The organism is Undibacterium sp. Jales W-56, from assembly GCF_025548535.1.
In the GTDB taxonomy this organism is placed as follows: domain Bacteria; phylum Pseudomonadota; class Gammaproteobacteria; order Burkholderiales; family Burkholderiaceae_D; genus Undibacterium.
Window position 1 is genome coordinate 13,218 of sequence record NZ_JAJLQW010000003.1, and the last position, 24,505, is coordinate 37,722.

Here is a 24,505-nt window from a genome sequence, read left to right on the forward strand (position 1 = left end):
TTCGTTTTGACATCCACGCGCCATGCAGCCTTTCTTGTGCTTTTCTCTGCGTCTCGGTGCTGAGGGGTTTGGTTTTTTGCGCAAGTCCCAACCCATAAAAAAATGCCACCTCGCGGTGGCATGCTTATTTACTGGGCAAGACTATTCAGGGTCGCGCAACTTATTTGTTTTTTGCAGTTTGTACTGTGTCGGCTGTTACGTGTGCCGGTGCCGCTGGAGCGAAAGCCACATAGGATTCGCCGCCGACCACAAAACCCTCGTTACGCGCCTGGCTCAATTCAGCCAGCACTTCAGAACGTGTTTTACCGTTGGTCGCATTGCTGGTAGCAACCGTAGTGTAAGACTCGCCGCCGACTGGCTGGCCTTCGGCACGGGCTTTGACCAACTCGGCGCGGACTTCCGCAGTCGATTTAATCATGTCAGGGATAGGGAAGCTGACATACGCTTCACCGCCAACTTGATAGTCGCCTGCAAATGCAGCTGTACCAGTGGTAACGCCGGCAGCGATCAGGGCAACAGCGGCAATTAAATTTTTCGCATTCATTGTAATTCTCCAATTAGGTTGATGACTCTGGGCAGAGCGGAAATAGTCCGCTGAAAACTGCCTCGGTGAGTCGCGCACTGTTTGCTTCTATTACTGCGGTGTCGTGCTCATCGATGAAGCAAGTCTATACAAGCCGGATCAATCAATAAAGACGACTAATCACAATGAATTGTTGCGCAACAAGGAATAATTAAAGAATCCGGGTCAGCGGGATAACAAATTTGCCAGCCTTATCGTATGATTTGCACGATTAATCTATTCCCTCTCGAAACGAAACGGACTACCAAGTGGAAAAAACCTCCAAATTGGACTCAGGCCAGCTGCATATCTGGCTGGCTGGCGTAGCGCGCAAGGATGCCGTTGCATTTAAATTGCTCTACGAAGCAACTTCGCCGAAACTGTTTGGCTTCGCGCTGCGTATATTAGTTAAGCGCGAACTGGCGGAAGAAGTGTTGCAAGAGAGTTTTGTCAACATTTGGAACAACGCCGCCAGTTATCAGGCCAGTCTGGCCGCGCCCATGACCTGGATGACAACCATCGTGCGCAACCGCGCCTTTGATCTGTTACGCAGACTCGATCATGATGTAGAAATTGACGCGGATAACTTTGATATGGATGTCGTGCATGCACTGGAAAGCGGCGAACTCACCCCGATACAGTCACTGGAAATGACCCAGGATGCCAAGGCGCTCGCGTCCTGCATGTCGCGCCTGGAAGGTCTGCATCGTCAGGCCATGGCGCTGGCGTTTTATCACGACCTGTCGCATAGCGAAGTCGCCGAACAAATGAAATTACCGATGGGCACCGTCAAGACCTGGATACGCCGCGGGCTGGATAAGCTGCGCACCTGCCTTGGCAAAATGGAGTTAACATGAATATCCAGAACAAGCCCAACCTGCAACAGAAGTTGGCGGCCGAATACGTACTCGGCACCCTGCGCGGCGGCGCCCGTCGCCGCTTCGAAAACTGGCTGAACCGCGACGCCCACCTGCAACAAGTGGTGCGTCAGTGGGAAAGCAATCTGATCCCGATGGCAGAATTTGCCAAAACAGCCCAGCCCGCATCCAGCGTCTGGCGCGCCCTGGAAAAACGCCTGGGGCTGCAAAAATCTTCCAGCCTCAGCGAGCGCTGGGCCTACTGGCGCAACCTGCATGACGACCTCGCCTTCTGGCGCGGCCTCGGCATGGTATCGACCACCGCCGCCGTGGTGCTGGTCTCTGTGCTGATGACGAAACAACCGGAACAAGTTTTGCCAGCGGTCAGCAACTACGTCGCCACGCTGTCGGATGACAAAGCCCAGCCAATCGCCGTCATCACCGGCGACACCAAGCGCAAGCAACTCGTGGTGCGCATCGTCACTGCGCAAAATGTCGCCGCCGACAAGAGCCTGGAACTATGGGCCGTCAGCAAGGAAGGCAAAGTCAAATCGCTCGGCCTGGTTGCCAACAACGGCAGCATCACCCTGCCTATGCCTGAGTACATGAATGCAGAAGCGACGCCGCTGCTGGCAGTCACACTCGAACCTAAAGGCGGCTCGGGCAATCCTGAAAAACCGACCGGACCGATCGTGTTTAAGGGGAACTGGTTGCAGATTTAGCGTCAATAGCTGACTAAACAATGGAGCAAGTCGCTGAATGCGGCTTGCTCCATTTTTTTATAAGCGGATGATTCAAAGTCACCTGGCAAATATATTCGATCCAGGCGGACCCGAATTAATTGACCAGTACTTACGCAAAACGACACGCTGCTTACAACAACGTACATTGAACCCGCAAGCTGGATGCGGCTTTCAGCGGCATTTCGTGCCAACAGGCGCACCCAGCTTGCGGGTTCATTTGAATATCAAAGACCATGGTGCCTTTACTCTCTTGCCTTTTCTCTGTGTCTCCGTGTCTCTGTGGTGAAAGGTTTTGGTTTTTGCGTAAGTCCTATTGACAAAACTCAACGATTATTTAGAAGTGCATTTCTCTTTCCGCTGACAACTTGACCTAGCCCGATCAACAGCCATCCGACCAGGATAAAAACCAGCAGCAAGCCGAATGCGTTGCGCAGTACCGGCACATACCCGATCGCCGCCACATCAATGAAGGGATACGGATAAGCACCGAGAACGGCACCGCGAATAAGCGCATACGCAAAATAGCTCACGGGATAAATGCACCAGGCAAATGGCGACCACCACTTCAAGTCGGATTTAGCTAAAGCGACCAACCAGTAGATGCTAAACAGGATAGGCGTCACATAGTGGAGCACGATGTCTGCGACCCACTGCCAACCCTGCGGATTCCAAATCTGCCGCAATAAAAAGTGATACCCAAGCCCGACCAATGCGATGCTGGTCGCCGCGCATGCCCGGGTAGACGGATCGGTAAAAAATCGACCCACCCGGTTCGACACAACCACTACCTGACAAGTGAGTACCAGCGCCACAAAAATATTCGTCAGTACCGTGAAATACCCGAGATAGACGACCAGCCCCGCCGGGATCGATTTACCGTTAGCCTGGGCTAACTGCACAGACAGCCATAGCTGCAACAGCACGCCGAACCAGGCGATGACGAGCAAAGCTGTCGGAATCAGCCCGGAAGAATCAGGACGAGGTGTTGCTGCAGTATCGGATGAAGAGTCAGTCAAGGAGTCGGTCATATAGGCAATCGCTAAAATGAGAATTTTCTATTCCAATGCGTCTTGAGCATCGTCGGGTGCGTCGTGCGCCCATCATTGCATGGTTCGGAATAGAATTCCGGTCTGCATATTTATCGCCAAACGGTAACCGATCATATGTAAAAAGGCAATTTTCCAATCTCGTTGCGAAATACTGAATTTTAATTTTGTTTAATTGCGCAAACCAGATGCCCAGGTTTGAATACAATCCCCCTCTCATCAAACATCTTTCAGTAGCGACCTTACCCCATGCTAAAATTTCAACATAACCAACATTACCATTCACAGGAATTTCCATGAACGTCGTTATTCTCGCTGCCGGCATGGGCAAGCGCATGCAATCTGCCCTGCCTAAGGTCTTGCATCCCCTGGCGGGCAAACCCTTGTTGTCGCATGTGATTGATACCGCGCGCAGCCTGACCAGTGATGGCAAGGCCAGCAATATCTGTGTGATCTACGGTCATGGCGGCGATCAGGTGCCGGCGCGGATTGCGGCAGACGATTTACGCTTTGCGAAACAGGAGCCGCAACTCGGCACCGGCCACGCCGTCGCACAAGCCGCGCCGCTGCTCGATGACAGCGTGCCGACGCTGGTCTTGTATGGCGATGTGCCGCTGACCACGAGTGCGAGTTTGCAACGTCTGATCGCTGCGGCGGGTCGCGACCGGCTGGCGATTCTCACGGCGAATATGGAAGACCCGACCGGTCTCGGGCGCATCGTGCGCGAAGCTGGCGAGATCGTGCGCATCGTCGAACAAAAAGATGCGAGCGCAGCGGAAAAGGCGATTACCGAAATCAATACCGGCATCCTGATCGCGCCGACGGTGCAGCTCAAGCAATGGCTGAGCACGCTGTCGAACAATAATGCGCAAGCTGAATACTATCTGACCGACATCGTGGCGCGTGCGGTGGCGGATGGCGTGCCGGTGGTGTCGGCGCAGCCGGATGCGGTGTGGGAGACGCTAGGCGTAAACAGCAAAGTCCAGCTGGCCGAACTGGAGCGCATCTATCAGCGCAATCTGGCGCAAAAATTATTGGAGCAAGGCGTCACGCTGCTCGATCCAAGCCGCATCGATATCCGCGGCAGCCTGACTTGCGGACGCGATGTGACGATTGATGTCGGCTGCGTGTTTGAAGGCAAGGTCAGCATCGAAGACGGGGTGCAGATTGCATCGCATTGCGTGATCAAGGATGCGCACATCGCAGCAGGCGCGGTGATCAAGGCGTTTTGCCATATCGAAGACGCGAGCGTCGGTGCGCAGTCGCAGATCGGTCCGTATGCACGTCTGCGCCCGGGCACCGCCTTGGCAGAAGATGTGCATATCGGGAATTTTGTCGAAGTCAAAAACAGCCAGGTCGCGGCGCACAGCAAGGCCAATCATCTGGCCTACATCGGCGACGCCACCATCGGCAGCCGCGTCAACATCGGGGCCGGCACCATTACCTGCAATTACGACGGCGTGAATAAATTCCGTACGGTGATTGAAGACGACGCCTTCATCGGCAGCGACACGCAACTGGTGGCGCCGGTGCGCGTCGGCCAAGGTGCGACGCTGGGCGCAGGCACCACCCTGACCAAGGATGCACCGGCAGGCAAGCTGACCGTCTCGCGCGCCAGACAGCTGACGATAGAGAACTGGCAGCGGCCAGTGAAGATCAAGCAGTAGGCGGCGATCGCAGGCGATCAGCTGTAACCGGTTTTATCTTGGGGAGTCATATACTCCCCTTATTTTTTATTAAAATCCGCCTTACTCGCTCTATTTTATTGCGCACATAAAATATACTGGTAATGAGTATATTTATGCACAGAGAATATTGACAGCATCACAGACGCAGATTATGGTCTGTGCATGGCAGTTTGAATCTATCGCACCTTGCACCAATCGCTTTGTTGCGTTACCGCTCAGGCGCGACGCTTCCGCATTTTCGTAAGCCGACCATGAAACCAGTCATCCGCGCATTTTTAATCCTCGTTTGCCTCGCCGGCCTGAGCAGCCCGCTTGCGATGGCCGGTGACTTTGAGGACGGGGTGGCCTTTTATGAGAACGAGAATTACGTCGCTGCGCTGGCCGCCTTTAGCAAGGCCGCGGCCAAGGGCAATGCCGATGCGCAATTCAATCTCGGCCTGATGTACGTGAATGGCGAAGGTACCGGACGCGACTACAAAAAAGCGATGGCACTGTATCAGGAATCGGCCAGGCAAGGCAATGTGCGGGCGCAAGTGAATCTGGGCCGCATGTATGCCAAAGGGCTGGGCGTGCCGCAAGATTACGGGCAGGCGATTTCCTGGTACAAAAAAGCCGCCGAAGCCGGTTATGCCGATGCCCAGTACAACCTCGGCGTCATCTACGCAAGCGGGATCGGGGCGCGACAGGATTTTCGGATGGCGCTGTATTATTTTCAACTGGCCGCCGATCAAGGCAATGCCAGCGCGCAATACAACATTGGCCTGCTGTATTTCAAGGGCAATGGCGTCAAGAAAAACCTGGTGGAAGCGTATAAATGGTTCACCCTCGCAGGTAGCTATAACGATGCCGTGTTTTACCGCGGCTATGCAGAACGCGTGATGAGCAAAGAGCAAATCGCCGAAGCCAGACAACTGGCTGCACAGTGGAAACCCGAAACGGACAAATAAAGTCACCCCGCTTCGCCATCTGTTGTTTTTACACTCTCCACAAAATTCACTGGCAGCTACCGAAAGCAAACTGAAAGCTTGCGATCGTTACCATTTGCCCTGACTGCCGCACCTCAGAAACTATCACTAAGACGCGTACTCATCCCTGCTGCACCCTGATGTCGGGCACCTCGCTTACCCAGCGCGGTGCCCGACGTCCGCGACCAGTCACTCGTCGGGCATCGTAGTCATAGCACTCAACTAATCGGTAGCACTCACCGATTTGTCACTCATAATTATCAGGAGACTTCTCAATGAAACCTAAGGCCATTTTCCAAGCCGTCAGTATCGCCATGCTGGCATTCGCGACAAGCGCAGCCTCTGCACAAAGCAACGTCACTATTTATGGCTTGATCGATGCCAATATCGGTTACACGAATAACGCCGATGCGACTAAAAGCAGCGTCTTCAAACTCAACAGCGGCGGCATGAATACATCGCGTCTCGGCTTTCGCGGCACCGAAGATCTGGGCGGTGGACTGAAAGCCCTCTGGCAACTGGAAAGCGGCGTTATCCTCGACACCGGCGCAACCGACGGCGACATGTTCGGTCGTCAGGCCAATGTCGGTTTGCAAGGCGATTTCGGCCGCCTGATTGCCGGCCGCTCTTACAGCACCAGCTATGATTTCATCCTGCCTTTCGATCCTATGGGCTATGCACCGCAATATTCATGGGCGACCTCGGCAGGCGCCACTGGCGGCCGTAAAGACGGCATGCTGACCGGCACATCGAATATGCTCAAATACCAGTTTGATGGCAACGGCTTCAAACTCGGCGCGACCTACGGTCTGGGCGAAGTCGCCGGCAACACTACTGCCAGCGCCAAGTATTCGCTGGCAGCCGGCATGACCAGTGGTCCATTCTCAGCCGTCGCGGTATACGATCAGGTCAACGGCGCACTGGCCGCCAACGGCAATATCGACAAAGCGAAAACGATCCATCTGGCAGGCTCGTATCAGATCGATGCCGCAAAATTATTCCTCGCCTATCGCAACTACAAAAAGACACTGGCATCCGGCGCAACCGATTTGCGCAGCGACCTGTTCTGGGCCGGCGTGAATTACCAACTGACGCCATCATGGCTTTTGACCGGCGTGTACTACTATCAGGACATCAAAAACCTGCCGGCAGGCAGCGATGCCGATCCGCGCATGGCCGTGCTGCGTGCCCGCTATGCCTTGTCCAAACGCACCGACCTGTACATCGCTGGCGCGTACTCCAAAGCCTCGAACAACAAACTGGTCGGCGTCTCGCGTGACGACGCTGGTTTCGGCACGACCCAGAACGCCGCGACTGTGGGTATTCAGCATCGCTTCTGATCGGCCGCTCCAGTCAGCCTGAAACCGGATGACCAGTTCGACAAAAAAGCTGGAACGATGAATCGCTCCAGCTTTTTTATTTGCATCTGCGGTACAGGAATTCGAGCAATCTAATTCGGCCGAACTTCCTGCTTCAAAGCCGCCATCGTCATTTTCTCCACCCATCCCGGTGCCAGTAATTTCAGCCAGCGACCGAGCTTGCCCTTGGCGGACATCACGACATCGCGCTGCCTTTGCTCCATGCCTTTGATAATCAGTCCTGCGCATTCTTCTACCGACATGGCGTCATCTTCTTTCAAGCCGCTACTGCCCGCGGCAACGCCGGCCGCGTTATAGCCGCGATAGCGGATTTGTGTCGCGACCACGCCCGGATATGCCAGCGTGACGGCAACGCCCGCTTCTTTGACTTCGACCCGCAACGCCTCGAAGAAACCGTTCATCGCAAACTTGGTCGCGCAATAGGCGGTCCGGCCCGGCACGCCCATCAATCCGGCCAGCGACGAAACCGCGACGATATTGCCGCGCGCCGCCTTGATGTGCGGCAGCGCTGCATGGGTACACCAGACGCTACCCCAAAGATTGATGCGCATGAGTTCCTCATACCAGCCCAGGTCTTTAACCTCGCTCAACAAGGCTTGTGCCGACTTGCCTGCATTATTGATCAGGACATCGATGCGCCCGAATTGCGCGATAGTTTTGTCTATCAAGGCGATGCATTGCGCCTGCTCGCCGACATCGGTTTTGACTACCAGGGTTGCGCAACCGGATTGCTGGCAAGTCGCGGCGACGGCCTCCAGCATCTCCCTATTGCGCGCCGCCAGGACCAGCGCGAATTGACTGCCGCCGCTGCGTGCAAGCTGGCGGGCGAGCTCGGCGCCGATACCATCGGAGGCGCCCGTGATGATGATGACTCTGCGTTGCGCACTCATAACTTGTAGCCTTCATCGGCGCGATCGAGTTTGCGTATCAGCGAGGGCCAGACGAATGCCCCGCCAAGCCCGCCGGTCTGTACCCGCATCGCCTCCGCCACACCTTTAACGATTAACGGATTGACCTGCGTCAGTTCGCCACCCGCTTGTGCCGCCAATTGAATCTGGCAGGTCGCTTCAAACGTGTACATCGAGAGAAACGCATCGGCAATCGATTTACCCGCCACCAGCAAACCGTGATTGCGCAGCATCAGGAAATTTGCCTTACCCAAGTCGGCTTGCAGACGCGGCTTTTCCTCGTCGCGAAACGCCACGCCTTCGTACTCGTGATAGGCCAGCGATGCCAGCACAAAAGTCGATTGCTGCGAGATCGGCAGGATGCCGCATTTTTGCGCGCTGACGGCAACCCCGGCGCGGGTGTGCGTATGCAGGACGCACTGCACCTCTTCGCGCGCTTCATGTACGGCGCTGTGAATCACAAAACCTGCCGGATTCACCGGGAACGGGCTGTCGATGATCTTGTTGCATTGCTGATCGACCTTGACCAGCGACGAGGCAGTAATCTCGTCGAACATCAAACCATACGGATTGATCAGAAAATGATGTTCCGGACCGGGAATCCGAGCGCTGATGTGGGTGAACACCAGATCGCTCCAGCCGTACATGGCGACCAGGCGATAACAGGCGGCGAGATCGACGCGGATTTGCCATTCTTCGGCGCTGACCTGCTCTTTAACTGAGGGAATATGCATGGTGTCTCCTGATTGATTTAATTGATTTAAGGTTGGGACTGACGCAAAACGACATGCTGCTGACAACAATGTACATTGAAGCCGCTTGCTGGATGCGGCTTTCAGGGACATTTCGTGCCAACAGGCGCACCCGGCTTGCGGATTCATTTGAGGGAACTTCTAAAAATTCTATTTTTTGGTGTTTCTTCACTTCTAAGTCATTGATTTTATTAGACGTGATTTTTCAATTTCGAGGTTTTTTTTAGAAGTTACCTTGAATATCAAAACGCTATGAAGCCGGTTCTTCTCCTGCCTTTTCTCTGTGTCTCCGTGCCTCTGTGGTGAGAGGTCCTGGTTTTTGCGTAAGTCTTAAAGGTGATTTATTCAAACTAATCTTGCAGCGCAGCTTTGTAAATCGTATTGCGTGGCCGCGCCAGGATGCGCCCCAGCATAGGTTCGAACTCGCTGACCGGCAGCGTCTCGGCATTCGCATCAAACGCCGGATTGTCATACAGCTCGCAGAACTCGGCAGTCCGGTCAAAATACGCATGATCACGGAATTGCTCACGCATATCCCTGTCCATGCCGATGTGGTGGAAGAAGTAATGTCCCTGGAAAATCCCATGATGCTGCACCATCCATAAGTTTTCGTCGGCGACAAAAGGTTTCAGGATCGCCGCGGCAATATCGGGATGATTGAACGAGCCCAGCGTATCGCCAATATCGTGCAGCAGTGCACACACCACATATTCATCATCCCGTCCATCGCGCCAGGCACGGGTCGCGGTTTGCAATGAATGCGTATACCGGTCTATCGGGAAGCCGCCGTAATCGCCTTGCAGGATTTGCAGATGCTTGATGACGCGCTCGGGTAGCGCCTTAGAAAACTGCATGAACTCGGCACCGATGACTTGCCAGTCCTGCTGGGTACTGTCCTGCATACGGACAAAATTTGCGTGATTTGCCATGTGTCTCACTCCGTGGATAAGAATGTCTTTTTGAACCGTGCCGGTTTCATGTTGTGCATACACCTTACAGCCACGCTACACTAACAACTGTCAATTTTTTTACAATTCACATTTTCTCTCCATAATGCCGCCATGAAATCGCATCTCGACCTGATGCCCCAGCTTTCCGCTCATCCCTGGTTTGGCTCATTGCCTTTGCGGGATCGTAAAGTCATGCTGAATTCTGTCGAGTTGTTGCGTCTGCGACCGGGCGAAATGCTGTTCCGGCAAGGCGATGCGCCGGGTGGATTGTATGCCTTGCTCACGGGCACGCTGAAGATGTCCACCTTGAGCGAAGATGGCAAGGAAGCGATTCTGGTGGTGCTGGAAAGCGGTACCTGGTTCGGAGAGATCTCGCTGATCGACCAGCAGCCGCGCACCCATGATGCAACGGCGCTGGGAGCTGCCGAAGTGTTGGTGCTGCCGAACAATGTGTTCCAGATGCTGATGCAAAGAACTGCGTTTTCACAAGCGATTGCACGCATGCTGGCCGGTCGTATCCGCTTGCTGTACGGCATCGTGGAGGATGCGACTTTGCGCTCTACCCGCGCCCGCATCGCCCGCCGTTTGCTGTTGCTGGCGCATGGCGATGCTTCGTTGTCGAATAGTGCGCGGCCGCGTGTTCCGGTATCGCAAGAGGCGCTGGCCATGATGCTGGGCATCACGCGCCAGACCTTGTCCAAAGAATTAAAACTATTGGTTAAGCAAGGGATTATCAGCCTGGGTTATCGTTCCATCGAAATCATCTCGCCGAGTCAGCTGGCACGGCAAAGTGGCGCAGCATAGCGGCTAGGTAATTAGTCGCGGCGATCTGCGTTGCGTCGGCACACAAAGCTCAGATTTCCTTGTCCATGCGATAAAATTTCAGGTATCGTTAAATGATTCAACCGCCGTTAACGAGTTCCAACACGTGAAGCCGTAGCCAATGCGCCATCGTTTATACCGAAAAGTTTTTCTGGCAATCGCCTTGTTGACTGGTCTGGTCAGTTATCGCCTGGCGTCGGCTGGCTGTTCGCGGGTGATGCAGGTGCCGGTCGCTCCAGTTGGACAAAGTGTGACGATTGACGGCAATGCCGTCGGCGGTATTTATCCGGACTTGCTGCGCGAACTGAAGGATGAATGTACGTTCGCTTTTATGCCGGTACCGTGGGCGCGGCTGGAAAAAATGTTCGAGACCGGTAGCGCCGATTTGCTGATACCCGCCAGCCGTACTTCTAGACGTGATGAAATCGGTATTTTTGTGCCCATGATTCTGGTCCGTGCTACCTTGATTTCTATTGCCTCCGAGCGACCCGGCGTCAAAAGCGCACAGGAATTAATTGAGCGCCACGACATCAAAGTAGCGGTAGTCCGCGGCTACGACTATGGACCGGCGTATTCGACTCTGCTCAAAGAATTAAACAGGCAGGGACGCCTGACGATGGAGGCCGACCCCTTATCGGTTGCGCGCATTCTCAAAGCCGGGGTGGCAGACGTCACGATCATGGCGCCATCGGTGTTGGCCGGCGTTATTCAGAACAATGATAAGGTCCGGGATATGCTGGACAAATTGCGGTTTGAACCGATCAGCGAATTACCCTGGATCGAAAGCGGCGTATATATTTCAAAATCCTCGGTAAGTACGGAAGATAAAACCGCGCTTAAAGAGAGCTTGGAACGTGCCGCCAAGTCAGGGGTAGTCTGGAAAGCCTTCCAGCGCCACTATTCAGCCAACCTCCTGAAAGAAGGCGCACGTCCGCGCTGATGGAATGGTCGGCCCATAGCTGGCCTGCTACAAGGCCAGCCGCGTCTCGAATTTGCTGCGCAAGATAGAAAAAAAACTTCGCACATTGCGTACATTCGCCTGCCCTGCAAACAAGCGGTGCGCCAAAACGTGATAAGCCGCCATATCCACCACCTGTATCATCAAGACAAAATCCGGTCCCGGCGACACCCGATAACATTGCTGTACCGCTGGTTCTTGTCCCACCCATTTTTCAAACGCCACCAACTGTTCGCTGGCCTGGTTATCCAAAGTGATTTCCACAATCGCGGTCAGACCGAGTCCAATTTTGTCTGGCGACAAAATCGCGACTTGCCTGGCAATCACGCCCTCATCAATCAATCGCTTGACCCTGCGCAAACAGGTAGGCGGCGAGGCATGCACCAGCTCGGCCAAAGCCTGATTACTGAGCGAAGCATCCGTCTGCAATTGCTGCAGTATGCGTTTATCCAGCTCATCGAGGAGCGTAAGCTTAGATTGTTCCGACATAAATAGTCATATATTAAAAATAATTGGAATTTAATTTCATATCAATCACATATATTCATATTAATTCAAATACTCATTAATTTTGACAATTAATTTCATGTTAGATGGCTTACGATGATAAAAATTCAGAAGATTAGTAATTTTACAATTATCATCAGATAGTTCGCACCAATAAGCATCTTCATTTTCATCAACGTCATCAGTCAGAGGTCATTATGTGCGGCATCGTCGGCGCAGTAGCGCAACGCAATATCACTCCTATTTTGCTAGAAGGCTTAAAGCGCCTGGAATACCGCGGCTACGACTCCTGCGGCGTGGCCCTGCATGTCGATGGTCACCTGCAACGCTCACGCAGCACATCGCGCGTCGCCGAGTTGCAGGCGCAAGTCGAGCAGACCGGCCTGGCAGGATTTACCGGCATTGCCCACACCCGCTGGGCGACCCACGGCGCGCCGTCATCAGCGAATGCACACCCGCACTTCTCACGCGAGCGCATCGCCCTGGTACATAACGGCATTATCGAAAACCACGAAGAATTACGCGCCGAACTCAGCGCCGTTGGTTATGTATTCGAAAGCCAGACCGACACCGAAGTCATCGCGCATCTGGTCGATCATTTATACAGCGGTGATTTATTTGAAACCGTGCAGCTCGCCGTCAAGCGCCTGACCGGCGCTTTTGCGATTGCGGTATTTTGCCGCGATGAGCCGCATAGGGTAGTCGGCGCGCGCCAGGGTTCGCCATTGATCGTCGGCGTCGGCCAGGGCGAAAATTTCCTCGCCTCCGATGCCATGGCATTGGCAGGCACCACCGATCAGATCATCTATCTGGAAGAAGGCGACGTCGTCGATCTGCAATTGCAGCGCGTCTGGATCGTCAACGCTGGCGGCAAACAAGTGCAACGCGAAGTCCGCACTGTGCATGCACATACGGGCGCCGCCGAACTGGGCCCGTATCGCCACTACATGCAGAAAGAAATTTTCGAACAGCCACGCGCACTCGGCGACACGCTCGAAGGCATTAACGGCATCATGCCGGAACTGTTTGGCGACAAGGCCTTTGGCATTTTCAAACAAATCGACAACGTCCTGATCCTCGCTTGCGGCACCAGCTACTACGCCGGCATGACCGCCAAATACTGGATAGAATCCATCGCCAAAATCCCGGTCAATGTAGAGATTGCCAGCGAATACCGCTACCGCGACAGCGTACCGAATCCGAATAGCCTGGTCGTCACAATTTCACAAAGCGGCGAAACTGCCGACACGCTCGCCGCACTCAAACACGCACGCGAACTCGGCATGCCGCACAGTCTGACCATCTGCAATGTCAGCACCAGCGCCATGGTGCGCGAATGCGCGCTGGCCTACATCACGCGCGCCGGTGTAGAAGTCGGCGTCGCCTCGACCAAGGCCTTCACCACGCAATTGGCGGCGTTGTTCTTACTCGCATTGACACTCGCCCAAAGCAAAGGCCGCCTCAGCGACGAGCAAGAAGCAGAGCACATCAAAGCACTACGCCACCTGCCAGTCGCGATCGCCGCCGTACTCGCACTGGAGCCGCAAATCATCGCCTGGGCAGAAGAATTCGCCCGCAAAGAAAACGCCCTGTTCCTCGGTCGCGGCCTGCACTACCCCATCGCCCTGGAAGGTGCCCTCAAGCTCAAAGAAATTTCGTATATCCATGCAGAAGCCTACCCCGCAGGCGAACTCAAACACGGCCCGCTCGCGTTAGTCACCAAAGAAATGCCGGTCGTCACCGTCGCCCCGAAAGACGCACTGATCGAAAAACTCAAATCGAACATGCAAGAAGTCCGCGCCCGCGGCGGCGAACTCTACGTCTTCGCCGACGCCGACTCCCGCATCGCACCAAGCGAAGGTGTGCACGTGATCCGCCTGCCGGAACACTACGGCATGCTGTCACCGATCTTGCATACGGTGCCGCTGCAATTGCTGGCATATCACACGGCGTTGGCACGCGGTACGGATGTAGATAAGCCTCGGAATTTGGCTAAGAGCGTGACAGTGGAATAGTTGTTGGGCTGGTTACTGACTAGAGCGAATAAAGTTGGTCGCGTGTTTCGAGAACCCCGTCCCATAGAACAGGTATAAAACAGTGAAACCTTGGATGCGAGGATTGAATCCTTGTGTCGGTGGTTCGATTCCGCCCCGGACCACCAAGAACATCGTTCACGCAACGCCCACTCATGCAAGTGGGCGTTGTCGTTTCTGGACTTCGCAGTCCTCGGCTCCGGTCCATTTCCGGGCTAGACTGCCGATTTTCCCGTATCAACACTTACGAACGCCGGATTGGATGGTGCTACCGAGTTAGGCCTATGATGATCGGTGAGTCCATTTTTTTGAATTCGCTCGTAATTATCCGGCTCGCATTCGAATCGCATCGACTACGCCAGCAAGGCCGTTAGTCAAGTCCTTGAATCGATCAGTAACTTCGCGTCTATCCTCAACGTTCCATTGGTGCGCCAATCCATCGCGCAGCTTGCGCGCTGATTTCTGGTTTCGTTTGCGAAGCTCGGAGCTTACCAACTGGACAAGTCGCTCGTCCGAAACAGGGATGGAAAAATAGGCCAATGAACGCTTAACAACCTCAATATTCAGTGATTCGTGTGCCGTCGATTTTTTCTTCTGCCCGGAACGTTCGCGGTAGTATCGTCCGACAAGCCGCACCGATGCTTCGAAGAGAACAAACTGCAGGAGGAATGCCTCAGGCTCCGCAAGCCCCTTCGAGGATGGTGCAATTGAGAATAATTTCCTAAGGAACTTTGCTTGTTGCGAACTGAACTCAGCCATTTGCATTCAAGTCCTCATCGTTGGTGCCGTTTCTGGCACGCCAAAGCCAGCCGGGTAAAGCTTCTAGCCTCTCTATCCGCTCGGCTGGCAGACTACTAGCGGTTTTCCGCAAGTTACTAATCCACAAGCCCAATCGGAAACCGTCTGTTGTTTGATGTTTTGCCGCAACTCGGCAATGTCCCTCACGAGCCACGAACTCAGTGAGATGACGATATCCAAGCTCCCATTGCTCTGCTCGGACGCTCCAAATCCAACTGCCCGTCGATTCCAGCAGCGCTTTTCGTTCCGTCGATAGACTTTCTTTTTTTGCTCTCTGCACCGTTACCCATTGCCCAAGTCGATAGCCATCTGCCGTTAGATGATCTCCACTGACTTGGCAATGTCCTTCGCGGGCCACAAACTCCGCAAGATGACGAAATCCCAACTCCCACTCATCGGACACCACGGCCCATACCCAACCAGCGATTGCCTCAAGCCGGGCTCTACGATCCGGAGATAAGCTGTCTTTTTTCTGTCGTTGCGTACTAACCCACCACCCCAAACTGTATCCATTGGTCGTCTTGAATCGTTGAGGAACATCGCTCCTCCCCTCTCTCGCTGCAAAGTCGACGAGTTCCCTATAGCCTTTTTCCCACTGTTCAGAAAGGACGTCCAATCCCCAGCCAGGTATTGCTTCGAGTCGGCTCCTCCGCTCACGTGGCAGAACGTCTCTTTTCTTTCTTTGCACAGTCAGCCACTGTCCGAGGCGAAACCCATCGCTCGTTTCATACTTAACAGGAACTTGGCAATGTCCTTCGCGATCTGCAAATTCCGTCAAATAGCGCAGCCCGATTTCCCATTGCTCATCAAGCAAATTCCACGCCCAGCCTGGCATTGCTTCGAGCCGTTCTTTCCGCGAATCTGACAAATCATCATGAATTACTCGTTGGTTCTTGACCCATGTGCCTAATGGGAATCCGGTCGGAGTCCGATAGTCTCTTTCGACTTTGCTATGCCCTTCACGGCCTACAAATTCTTCTAAGTGGCGAACCCCCATCTCCCACTGATCTTCAATAGCATCCCATACCCAACCAACGACGGCTTCAAGTCGCTCTTTTCTTCCAGGTAGCAAATCATCCTTGGCCATTCGCTGAACGGATACCCATAGTCCCAAGCGAAATCTATCTGGAGTACTGAATTTCCGGGGAACTCGGCAATGCCCTTCACGATCTGCGAAATCGCTCAAATATCGCAGTCCCAAATCCCATTTATCCGAAAAAACATTCCACGTCCACCCTGGGGTAGCTTCAAGCATGGCTTTGCGCGAAGGCGGCAATGCCTCTTTCGCTTGACGTTGCGTGCCGATCCACCAACCCAAACGGTACCTTTCCTCCGCACGGTAATCCTGAGGAATTTGGCAATGCTGTTCTCGTTCAACAAATGCTTGAAGCAAGCCAAACCAGAAATTCCATGACGCCGTAACTTGCTCAACCAAGTGAGTGCGCAAGGCGGAGCCAAATGCCGCATCTACTGATGCAGGCAAATCAAAACTGATTTTCCGAAGACTATCCGACCTGACAACGGAGCCTGGCCTTTTGCCCAACCCGGTTCTGACTTGATCAAGTTCCGCCGCCAGTTCATCGTCATGCGCCTTCAGCGCGTTCAACACATCCCAAATCGGCTTGAAGTTACTCGCCTCTATGGCCTCTTCGGCATCATTCCCTGTCGCGATAAACACCGGTAGGATAATGGTGCCGACCTTTTTGTCTGGACTCAGGCGAATAGCGCGACCTACCGCCTGAATGATGTCCACCTGACTACTTCGTGGGTCAATAAAGGCCACACCATCGAGCGAAGGCACATCCACGCCTTCAGATAGGCAACGTGCATTGCTCAGCACGCCACGCTCATCTGCGTTCAAAGATTTGAGCTGATCGAGCTTTACCTTGCGTTTGCTGGCGGGCATGTCGCCGGAAACAAAATCAGTACGCAGGCTACCACTGGGCCGGTGCTCCTCACCGATCCAGCCGATCACCTGCTGAACTTCCGTGGTGAAGGCTTCGGCGCGCTTGACGCGACTATGGAAACTGATCACCCGCTTGAGGTCATAGTCTTTGATCGCCTTGAGCAGCCCGATCTGCGCGGCGAGCGATTCAGTATCGGTTTCAATGCCTGTATCAGTTGCAACCAGATCACGGTTGGCAATCCAAGCAGCGATGGTGGGGTCATCCACACCAATGACGACGACGCGATAATCAGTGAGTAGCTTTCTGGCGATCGCTTGCCCGAACGGTAGGGCATACAGGACTTCGCCAAACAAGCTCACGTTGTCCATGCCAACAACTTCGACGCCTCGCTCCTCAGCGGCTTTCTTGATATTGCTGGCGTAGGTGCGCGGCGTAGCGGTAGCAAATAATCGCTTATGGCTGCGTATCTGCGCGCCATCGAGGACGGTACTGAAGGCGCTATCGACTTTGCCTGCGCAACGGTGGGCTTCGTCGGCAACGACCAAATCAAAGGCGGGAATAGTTGCATCAGCTTGAGCTAAAGCGACGATGGCGGACGATTGGTAGGTGGAGAAAACCACCCGATTGCCAGCCCCCGCAAGAAAACGCTTTATTGCGTCGGCATCGGAGGTGACGGGAAAAGCCAGGTCGGCCACGGTGTGGATAGATTCATCGTCACCTTTTTTCCCGACGGTCTGATCGGAACAAACGCACAGCACTTCAAATGGCGAGGTTGCGGCAAACGTCCATTCCCGCAGAGTCTGTGACAGCAGGCCAAGGGACGGCACCAGTACCAGCGTGCTATGCGCAGAGAGGCGCTCCTTCACCCATAAGGTAACGTAGGTCTTGCCGGTGCCACAGGCCATGATGAGTTGGCCTCGTTCGGCGCTGTGCAGTCCCTGCACTGCGGCGTCAATGGCCTCAATCTGGTGTTCCCGTGGCTGGGGTGGCGCTCGGCGCTTACCTAGCGCCAGGCTGGCCATATTCGCCGGGTATTCGAGTTCGGCGCGCCCGAAGTCGGACAGCAGAAAGCGGATAACAGGTTTTTCCTGTGCTTCGCAGACCTGCCGGGCGTTACCGCCGATCAAATCGGTCGTGGCGACAAGCAGGCGATGGTCGATGCCCTTGCGGTTGGATTCACTGAGGAATTTATCGACATCGTGTTTGGTGATGTGGTAATCGGGCGAGTAGCACTTGGCCTGAACGGCCCAATTTTCCCCATTCTTATGGCGGAAAACCAAGTCAATTCCGCAGTCCGCTCCCCAGCGTCCAGGCCAGTCGTCCCATAACCAAATCTGGTCAATTTGGGTGGACCATTCTGGATCAGCCGTTAGAAACCATTTGACGAAATGTTCAAACTGCTTACCCCGTTTCGCGGTGTCGGAATCGAGGCTTTGATAGAAATCAGAAAATAGAGCGGTCATATAAAGGACAACTTGGTTGAAATGAGATACTCCCGCCCTGAAAAATAAACTAGATCAATCAAACGTTTTAATTACTTTGTAGCGAATGTTAGTATTGCTTGCCTTAATCACCTGAAATCTTGCCCCTCGGTAGCCAATCGTGTCTCCCTGAGAAAGATCATATTTCAGGTCTTGCGAAAATGCTGGCCGCGCAGTGCCGTCGCTGAATTCTCGATAAAGTACTGAGATCGTATTTTGTGAAATTCCCGTGTAAACCAATTCACGCTTAAAACTGTCTCCATCCCATTTCTCGTAGGTCGTATGTTTAAAATTGGTCACAGGAATAGCTCCCAGCATGATCATGTACGTCATGCTGCCGGCAACGCCATTGGTACCGTAGACTACAGCAGGCTTCGATGTATCGCTAGGCACAAAAACCCCGCCACCATTGGGATGTTCTTTGCCCAAAAATATAGTTTCAGCTTTCTCAGCAATAAAAAACTTGCCGCTTTCATTTTCTGAGTCCAACCTAAAAACGCCAGCGCGGACACGCAGCGTCCCTGAAGCCGATGCTTTGGGATCGCTAAGGTCTTGATCAATGCGAATCGCAGGGTAAACTCTCCTGTAAGCTTTTGAAACAATGTTCTGACCGATTTCCGCTTCGGCATCAACGTCAATGGCAGGCAAAATTACGACTTCGGCCTTCGCAAAGTATCGATTAACGGTTGGTGGCGTGGCGCAGCCTGCAAGGGCCAAGGAAACCAAAATTAGACCAGCGACTTTGTTCATTTTTACTCCTACAATAGATTTCGAAAAATTGCCGAGCACCGGCGATAGGTTCCATTGTTGACAACGCCTACAATCACTACCACGCCATCGGCGAGCGTCTGATTGCCAGGTCAAGCAAATACGTCGCTCCAGTCACGCTTTTTGATTGGCAAATCAACAATTTTTTCTAGTGTACGCGGTAAATACTAATTGAAACCAACCAACAATCATAAAAATTCATTTCGGCATTTTCTTGTCTGCGCAACTACGACCTGATTGCAGTCGTCACGGCCCAGCAAAAGACGTCCAAGGCGAGCACGGACTGACAGCTTACGCGATGATGCTTTATGCCAAGTCGGGATCTGCTCTCACTAGCCAATCAGGACGAACAGCAAAGCGGCAGTCGGATGCCCAAACCAATCGACGGCATATCCCTGATGTTGACTGCAATTTCTTACATATATTATCACTAGTAGTGTCCGGTTAAAAATCGAATAAATTCAATTGGTTAGCAATGGTTGCCATTTCACAAATGTAGTCATCGGTCTGAAAGGCGCGTGAAATCTCAGTTTTCTCAAAAACGGAGACCGATAAAATCTGTAATAAAGTGTAGGGCGAGGCGATCAATACATAAGTCGAGATAGCACACCAAATTTGCGTCTTCACGGCGTTCTCGCTGTTACCCAAAAAATGTTTAATGCGCAAATGCTGCTTAATCCATTTGAAAAATAATTCAACCTGCCAGCGACTTTTGTACAACGCCGCAATCGTCGTTGCTGGCAGCGTAGTATTGTTCGTCAAGAACACCTACGTTTGGCCGGTTTGCATACAACTTACGACTGTTGGCACCGAACGTCACTTCAATGTCTCGTAGCGATTCACGCCAGGTCAATTGCGCAAACGCCATCACTCGAAATTGCTCGGCACAACTCAATCGACGGACGCCTGCATTACCCGCATAGCGATCAACAATCCGCTTAAAACTCGTCCAAGGAATGAACTCCATTACTTGGGAAAACAACGTCTTGCCAACATTCGTGTTTCATCTCCTCGGTTAGAAAAACTTAAAAAATGACATAAAAATGCAATTTCCAATTTTAAATTGGCACCAAACAAAATCGCCCAGGAACCCGCGTCGTTATACGGATTCTTCAGCTTTTAAAGCAATTTAACAGGACAGTAGTGATATATTATTTCGATGGTTGAACGCAACCGCAGCTCACAGCTCCTCACAAGGCTTTGGGCTTTTTTCATTCCGACGCAGAAAAAAGAAATCCCATCAATAATGAACGCCACGGCAAAACCGACCTGACAGTGGACGCGCAAGAACACGCCAACAAACTCGTTCGGCGAGCGCTTCGGCACTCAAACGAGCCCTACTCCCGCGCAGCCTTGATCTGAAATTTTCTCTGAAATATCGGCACTGATCTAACCGAGCGTCACACACCACCGCTGAAGGTGCCACACCGACGACACTCACCCTGCACCCGCGAAGGCCCATGACATTCCCATGTCATGGGCCTTTTCCTATTCGTAGCAACTACACCTAACAACTGGGGAGCAAAATGAACAAGATCACTTCCCCGAATAAATCGTTCGAGAACGTCCAACCATCCGCCACCACAGACGAGATTGCCAATGTCACTCTTACTCCATTTTGGCTTCTCAATGCCGGTGCGACCAAGAAACCAGGTAAGCGCAGCGCTGGCATTCTCAATTATCACGGGACAATGACCGTCGTGACCTCCTTATCGCAGTAACGCGAAACAAAGGTGACTGGTTCTTCAGTCGTGAACGGCCTTAGTCAAGCGACGCATTCTAGTGACTAAAGCTCGTAACGAACTCCCACGGAGGCGGTCCAGCGTGGCGCCAGTTGAAAGCCATTCACTTTTTGATAGACCGGTAGCTGCAGGAAGCCGAATATCTTGGCTTGTTTCGTCATCGACACCGTCAAGCCTGGGCTGAGATATACCAGCGTTCCGCCGCTATTGTCCGCATCGGCGTTCAATCCGGCGTCGCGCTTAGCGCTGCGTGCATTGATCTGCAATTGCGGCGACAGATGATCGATGGCCGTATAGCGCACGCCGAAATTCACGTTGAGCGACGAACCCTGCCGGTATTCTTCTTTGGAGTTGAGCGCGACCTGGACCAGGCCTTGCGCGAAGTAATCCCAGCGCTGGTCAATCGGACCGAAGGTATACGCGCCAAGCAGCAGATCGGTAGTTCCTGATCCCGGCTGCAAGCCGCGGTCCAGCGCCTGCGCTGCTTGAGGACCGCCATTGAAGCTGTTGTGATAGCCGCCGGTGGCCAGCTTGAGACCGAATTGCAGTCCCATATTCTTGGCATCCGTCAAACCTTGATAGCGGCCGACAACGCGGAGGTCGCCTATGCCCTTGGTATGCGAGGAAGATATCTCCGTATCGCCTGGAGCGATTGTGCTGTGCGAGCGATCAATATAGGGTAATTGCAGGTTCACGCCCCAATCGGCGTTCGGGCTGTAATCCAGTCCCAAGCTAAGGTAATTATTCTTTGTTCCCTGTTCAATTTCTCGTTCTTGCGGTGCCGGATAATTGCTGCGATTGACGCTGCCGGTGCCGCTGCGTAATTGGGATTGGTTCAGATAGTCGTAACGTAGATCAAGACGCAGTCCGGGTTCGGTCACGAATCCCTGACTATCCCAGTCGGAACTCAGGGTGCAGCCACAACTGGCACAAGCCATCGCATAAGCGGGCGACAAAATCAAGGCGCTGACCAGCGCATTACGGGTAATGGTATTCATGGAAATCCTGAAGCATAGGGGGTTCTGCCAAGCTGGATGTCGCCTGGCGAAATAAAGTGTCCGGCGGCTACAGAGCCACCGGTATTGGATTGGATCAGCTAAGAGGGTATGGCGGGCCGCGCGGCGCGGCGGCCAGGATCAAGGCAGATTTTTTGTTGGACGCCGGTGTTGCTATCGCAATTTCATTCGTATTGCCGATGGTAAAATCAGCCGCCTCCAGCGCAACGGGAAAGGCCATGCTTCCGCCAACAAAGCAGTAGGGACAATGCTCTCCGTGATCGGTTTTGGCTGGTACTGTGGGCGTGCTACCTTGATCAGGTGCAAGGGATTGCAGGCCAGAAGAGCGGCAAATCTCTGCCATGCCAGGCGCTGATTTGCCAATGGATGTACCCATATAGGCGTGCGACAGCGACGGCATGAATGCCTGCATCAGCAGGGCAAACACGGTGAGCCAGGTGATGAATTTCCTGTTGGTCCTGTTAGATATGCGCCTCAATTCCATAGGCCGGCATTTTATCAGACAGGATGACGTCTTCCGGTATTGTCATGCCTCATAATGGCGGTCTGTCATGCTGCGCACTGCCGGAACCTTGCCGCATTTGCGCAACAAATTCTAAAAATGTCGTTTTTTCCCCAGTCACGGCTGTAAATTAATAACAATAAACGTATGATCTGCGAAGGTGTATTGACATAAACCTCTTGCCGTCGACGTACTATTTTTTGAAGGATGCCATTCATGTTCTCCTCACTGCGCGTACGACTGACGGCGATCTGCGTCGCCATCGTCGTTTTTTCCATGCTGGCGCTGTCGATCGCCAATTTTATCGGTACCCGTTCCCACACGCTGGAGTCCTTGAATATCCAGATGTTCCAGCTGTCCCAGAGCCATGCGGCCGGTATCGCGGAATGGGTGCGCGCCAAGAAAGCGGTGGTGTCCTCGATCGGGCAGGCGGTGAGCGTGGCGGAACCTATTCCGGCATTGAAAGCGGCAGAACAGGCCGGTGCCTTTGATCTGGCCTACATAGGTTTTGCAGACAAGCATGCGGTTTTTTCGCAGGAGCGTACGCGCAAGCCTGATTACGACCCGACGGCGCGTCCCTGGTATATCAAGGCGTCGGAAGCCGGCGCACCGGTGGTCACCGCGCCCTACATAGGCGCCAGCAACGGCAAGCTGCTGGTGACATTTGCCGAACCGGTCGGCCCCAAGGGCAATGTGTCGGCGGTGATTGCAGCGGATATCCTGCTCGATACCGTCGTCAACAGCGTGATTGCGATCAAGCCGACGCCGAGCAGTTTTTCCTTCCTGGTCGACGGTAGCGGCAAGATCATTGCCCATCCTGACCAGAAGCTGACGCTCAAGCCGATTGCCGAAACCGATGCCTCCTTGTCGGCGCAAAAACTGGTGGAAATTGAACGCTCCAAGCAAAGCAGCGCCGTCAAGCTGAACGGCCGCGACAATTCACTCTACGTTACCCGCATTGAAGGCACGGACTGGATGCTGGCCATCGTGCTGGACAGCGCGGAATCGACCAAAAATTTGAGTACCATGCTGACGACCTCGGTCATCACGGCAATCCTCGCCATTGTCGTGGCTGCCGCCATTTCCACCGTGCTGGTAGCCAAGGCGCTGCAGCGCCTGAGCACGGTCAGGGACGCGATGGAGGATATCGCCTCGGGCGAAGGCGACCTGACCCGCCGCCTGGACAATAATGGGGAAGACGAGCTGGCGCATATCGCCTCTGCCTTCAACCGCTTCGTCGACAAAATTGCCACGGTATTGATAGAAATCCGTACTTCCAGCGAATCGGTAAAGGTGTCCGCACAGGAAATCGCCTCCGGCAACCTGGACCTGTCCAGCCGCACCGAAGGCCAGGCGAGTTCATTGGAAGAAACCGCCGCCTCCATGGAGGAACTGACCTCTACCGTCACACAAAACGCCGAGAATGCCGGCCAGGCCAATCAGTTGGCATTGACCGCGTCTAACTATGCGGCAAAAGGCGGCAACGTGGTGGATCAGGTGGTCGACACCATGGAATCGATCAACGCCTCGTCGAAGAAAATCGTCGATATCATCGGCGTGATAGACGGCATCGCGTTCCAGACCAATATCCTGGCGCTGAATGCGGCAGTCGAGGCTGCGCGGGCGGGCGAGCAAGGCCGGGGCTTTGCCGTGGTCGCGTCTGAAGTGCGCAACCTGGCGCAACGCGCGGCATCTGCGGCGAAAGAGATCAAGGCGCTGATCGTCGATTCTGTTGCCCAGGTGGAGTCGGGCAGCAAACTGGTCGCTCAGGCAGGCGGCACGATGGATGAAATCGTCACCAGCGTCAAACGTGTGACCGACATCATGTCGGAGATCATGCTGGCGACCAAAGAGCAGAGCAGCGGCATAGGGCAAGTGAACCAGGCGATAGGTCAAATGGACCAGGTAACCCAGCAAAATGCCGCGCTGGTGGAAGAGGCCGCCGCCGCCGCGCAATCCCTGCAAGAACAGGCCAGCCATCTGGCGCAGACAGTCAGCGCTTTTAAGCTGGATCAGCATCAGTCCGGCGGACACCCTCCGCGTCGTGCAACACTGTTGAAATAGGACTTACGCAAAGCAGCAAGCTGCTGACCGCCATTTACATCATGACCGCAGGCTGGA

Annotated in this window: 22 protein-coding genes, 1 tRNA gene and 1 pseudogene; 11 read left to right on the forward strand and 13 right to left on the reverse strand. The window is 53.8% G+C overall.

Features of this window, described 5'->3' with window-relative positions; genetic code table 11:
• Positions 1–160: 160 nt before the first annotated feature.
• Positions 161–544: a DUF4148 domain-containing protein gene (locus LPB67_RS09295; protein ID WP_262836864.1), complete on the reverse strand. Its 384-nt coding sequence runs from the start codon at positions 542–544 to the stop codon at positions 161–163.
• A gap of 287 nt (positions 545–831) precedes the next feature.
• Between LPB67_RS09295 and LPB67_RS09300 the strand changes: the two genes are divergently transcribed.
• Both LPB67_RS09300 and LPB67_RS09305 read left to right on the forward strand, forming a co-directional pair.
• Positions 832–1,419: a sigma-70 family RNA polymerase sigma factor gene (locus tag LPB67_RS09300; protein ID WP_262836865.1), complete on the forward strand. Its 588-nt coding sequence runs from the start codon at positions 832–834 to the stop codon at positions 1,417–1,419.
• The gene (locus LPB67_RS09305) at positions 1,416–2,141 is read left to right on the forward strand and encodes an anti-sigma factor domain-containing protein (protein ID WP_262836866.1); all 726 of its coding nucleotides are present in this window, start codon (positions 1,416–1,418) and stop codon (positions 2,139–2,141) included. The genes LPB67_RS09300 and LPB67_RS09305 overlap by 4 nt, the downstream gene beginning before the upstream one ends.
• Positions 2,142–2,485: 344 nt before the next feature.
• Here the strand turns inward: LPB67_RS09305 and LPB67_RS09310 are convergent, their stop codons facing one another.
• Positions 2,486–3,190, reverse strand: a complete 705-nt coding sequence (locus LPB67_RS09310) for a Pr6Pr family membrane protein (RefSeq protein WP_262836867.1) — start codon at positions 3,188–3,190, stop codon at positions 2,486–2,488.
• 314 nt (positions 3,191–3,504) lie between these two features.
• Here LPB67_RS09310 and glmU point away from each other — a divergent pair, with 314 nt between their 5' ends.
• The 3 genes from glmU to LPB67_RS09325 all read left to right on the forward strand — a co-directional run bounded on the left by glmU (position 3,505) and on the right by LPB67_RS09325 (position 7,201).
• Entirely contained in the window at positions 3,505–4,875 is a 1,371-nt protein-coding gene (gene glmU / locus LPB67_RS09315) for a bifunctional UDP-N-acetylglucosamine diphosphorylase/glucosamine-1-phosphate N-acetyltransferase GlmU (protein WP_262836868.1), read from the forward strand.
• A gap of 272 nt (positions 4,876–5,147) precedes the next feature.
• The gene (locus LPB67_RS09320; protein WP_262836869.1) at positions 5,148–5,843 is read left to right on the forward strand and encodes a tetratricopeptide repeat protein; all 696 of its coding nucleotides are present in this window, start codon (positions 5,148–5,150) and stop codon (positions 5,841–5,843) included.
• A 293-nt stretch (positions 5,844–6,136) separates the two neighbouring features.
• Positions 6,137–7,201 (forward strand): porin, encoded by a 1,065-nt coding sequence (locus LPB67_RS09325; protein WP_262836870.1) that lies wholly within the window; start codon positions 6,137–6,139, stop codon positions 7,199–7,201.
• Positions 7,202–7,311: 110 nt separating this feature from the next.
• On the opposite strand, the gene LPB67_RS09330 is transcribed toward LPB67_RS09325, so the two are convergent.
• The 3 genes from LPB67_RS09330 to LPB67_RS09340 all read right to left on the reverse strand — a co-directional run bounded on the left by LPB67_RS09330 (position 7,312) and on the right by LPB67_RS09340 (position 9,829).
• Complete coding sequence (locus tag LPB67_RS09330) at positions 7,312–8,130, reverse strand: SDR family oxidoreductase (protein WP_262836871.1); 819 nt, start codon at positions 8,128–8,130, stop codon at positions 7,312–7,314.
• The gene (locus LPB67_RS09335; protein WP_262836872.1) at positions 8,127–8,882 is read right to left on the reverse strand and encodes a class II aldolase/adducin family protein; all 756 of its coding nucleotides are present in this window, start codon (positions 8,880–8,882) and stop codon (positions 8,127–8,129) included. The genes LPB67_RS09330 and LPB67_RS09335 overlap by 4 nt, the downstream gene beginning before the upstream one ends.
• A gap of 368 nt (positions 8,883–9,250) precedes the next feature.
• Entirely contained in the window at positions 9,251–9,829 is a 579-nt protein-coding gene (locus LPB67_RS09340) for an HD domain-containing protein (RefSeq protein WP_262836873.1), read from the reverse strand.
• 132 nt (positions 9,830–9,961) lie between these two features.
• Here LPB67_RS09340 and LPB67_RS09345 point away from each other — a divergent pair, with 132 nt between their 5' ends.
• Positions 9,962–10,654, forward strand: coding sequence for a Crp/Fnr family transcriptional regulator (locus LPB67_RS09345; protein ID WP_262836874.1), 693 nt, complete (start codon positions 9,962–9,964; stop codon positions 10,652–10,654).
• Between the two features lie 139 nt (positions 10,655–10,793).
• Positions 10,794–11,612 (forward strand): substrate-binding periplasmic protein, encoded by an 819-nt coding sequence (locus LPB67_RS09350; RefSeq protein WP_262836875.1) that lies wholly within the window; start codon positions 10,794–10,796, stop codon positions 11,610–11,612.
• Positions 11,613–11,639: 27 nt separating this feature from the next.
• Here the strand turns inward: LPB67_RS09350 and LPB67_RS09355 are convergent, their stop codons facing one another.
• Positions 11,640–12,119 (reverse strand): Lrp/AsnC family transcriptional regulator, encoded by a 480-nt coding sequence (locus tag LPB67_RS09355; protein WP_262836876.1) that lies wholly within the window; start codon positions 12,117–12,119, stop codon positions 11,640–11,642.
• A 215-nt stretch (positions 12,120–12,334) separates the two neighbouring features.
• Between LPB67_RS09355 and glmS the strand changes: the two genes are divergently transcribed.
• Positions 12,335–14,152, forward strand: coding sequence for a glutamine--fructose-6-phosphate transaminase (isomerizing) (glmS, locus tag LPB67_RS09360; protein ID WP_262836877.1), 1,818 nt, complete (start codon positions 12,335–12,337; stop codon positions 14,150–14,152).
• 57 nt (positions 14,153–14,209) lie between these two features.
• Positions 14,210–14,298 (forward strand) — tRNA-Ser (locus LPB67_RS09365).
• 196 nt (positions 14,299–14,494) lie between these two features.
• On the opposite strand, the gene LPB67_RS09370 is transcribed toward LPB67_RS09365, so the two are convergent.
• From LPB67_RS09370 to LPB67_RS19110, 5 genes and pseudogenes are all read right to left on the reverse strand, one after another.
• The gene (locus LPB67_RS09370; RefSeq protein ID WP_262836878.1) at positions 14,495–14,935 is read right to left on the reverse strand and encodes a hypothetical protein; all 441 of its coding nucleotides are present in this window, start codon (positions 14,933–14,935) and stop codon (positions 14,495–14,497) included.
• Positions 14,922–18,338 carry a DEAD/DEAH box helicase gene (locus tag LPB67_RS09375; RefSeq protein WP_262836879.1) on the reverse strand — a complete coding sequence of 1,139 codons (3,417 nt, stop codon included), beginning with the start codon at positions 18,336–18,338 and terminating at the stop codon, positions 14,922–14,924. The genes LPB67_RS09370 and LPB67_RS09375 overlap by 14 nt, the downstream gene beginning before the upstream one ends.
• A 54-nt stretch (positions 18,339–18,392) precedes the next feature.
• Complete coding sequence (locus tag LPB67_RS09380) at positions 18,393–19,106, reverse strand: hypothetical protein (protein WP_262836880.1); 714 nt, start codon at positions 19,104–19,106, stop codon at positions 18,393–18,395.
• A 462-nt stretch (positions 19,107–19,568) separates the two neighbouring features.
• A pseudogene (locus LPB67_RS09385) lies at positions 19,569–19,889 on the reverse strand (transposase); the annotation flags it as partial.
• Positions 19,819–20,091, reverse strand: coding sequence for a DUF4372 domain-containing protein (locus LPB67_RS19110; RefSeq protein WP_316685198.1), 273 nt, complete (start codon positions 20,089–20,091; stop codon positions 19,819–19,821). The gene LPB67_RS19110 and the pseudogene LPB67_RS09385, both read right to left, overlap by 71 nt.
• Positions 20,092–20,650: 559 nt before the next feature.
• Between LPB67_RS19110 and LPB67_RS09395 the strand changes: the two genes are divergently transcribed.
• Complete coding sequence (locus LPB67_RS09395; RefSeq protein WP_262836881.1) at positions 20,651–20,845, forward strand: hypothetical protein; 195 nt, start codon at positions 20,651–20,653, stop codon at positions 20,843–20,845.
• A 65-nt stretch (positions 20,846–20,910) separates the two neighbouring features.
• Here the strand turns inward: LPB67_RS09395 and LPB67_RS09400 are convergent, their stop codons facing one another.
• Positions 20,911–21,864, reverse strand: a complete 954-nt coding sequence (locus LPB67_RS09400) for a TonB-dependent receptor (protein WP_262836882.1) — start codon at positions 21,862–21,864, stop codon at positions 20,911–20,913.
• 94 nt (positions 21,865–21,958) lie between these two features.
• The gene (locus LPB67_RS09405; protein ID WP_262836883.1) at positions 21,959–22,366 is read right to left on the reverse strand and encodes a DUF2946 domain-containing protein; all 408 of its coding nucleotides are present in this window, start codon (positions 22,364–22,366) and stop codon (positions 21,959–21,961) included.
• Positions 22,367–22,600: 234 nt separating this feature from the next.
• On the opposite strand from LPB67_RS09405, the gene LPB67_RS09410 reads away from it, so the two are divergent.
• Positions 22,601–24,448, forward strand: a complete 1,848-nt coding sequence (locus LPB67_RS09410) for a methyl-accepting chemotaxis protein (protein ID WP_262836884.1) — start codon at positions 22,601–22,603, stop codon at positions 24,446–24,448.
• Positions 24,449–24,505: the final 57 nt, after the last annotated feature.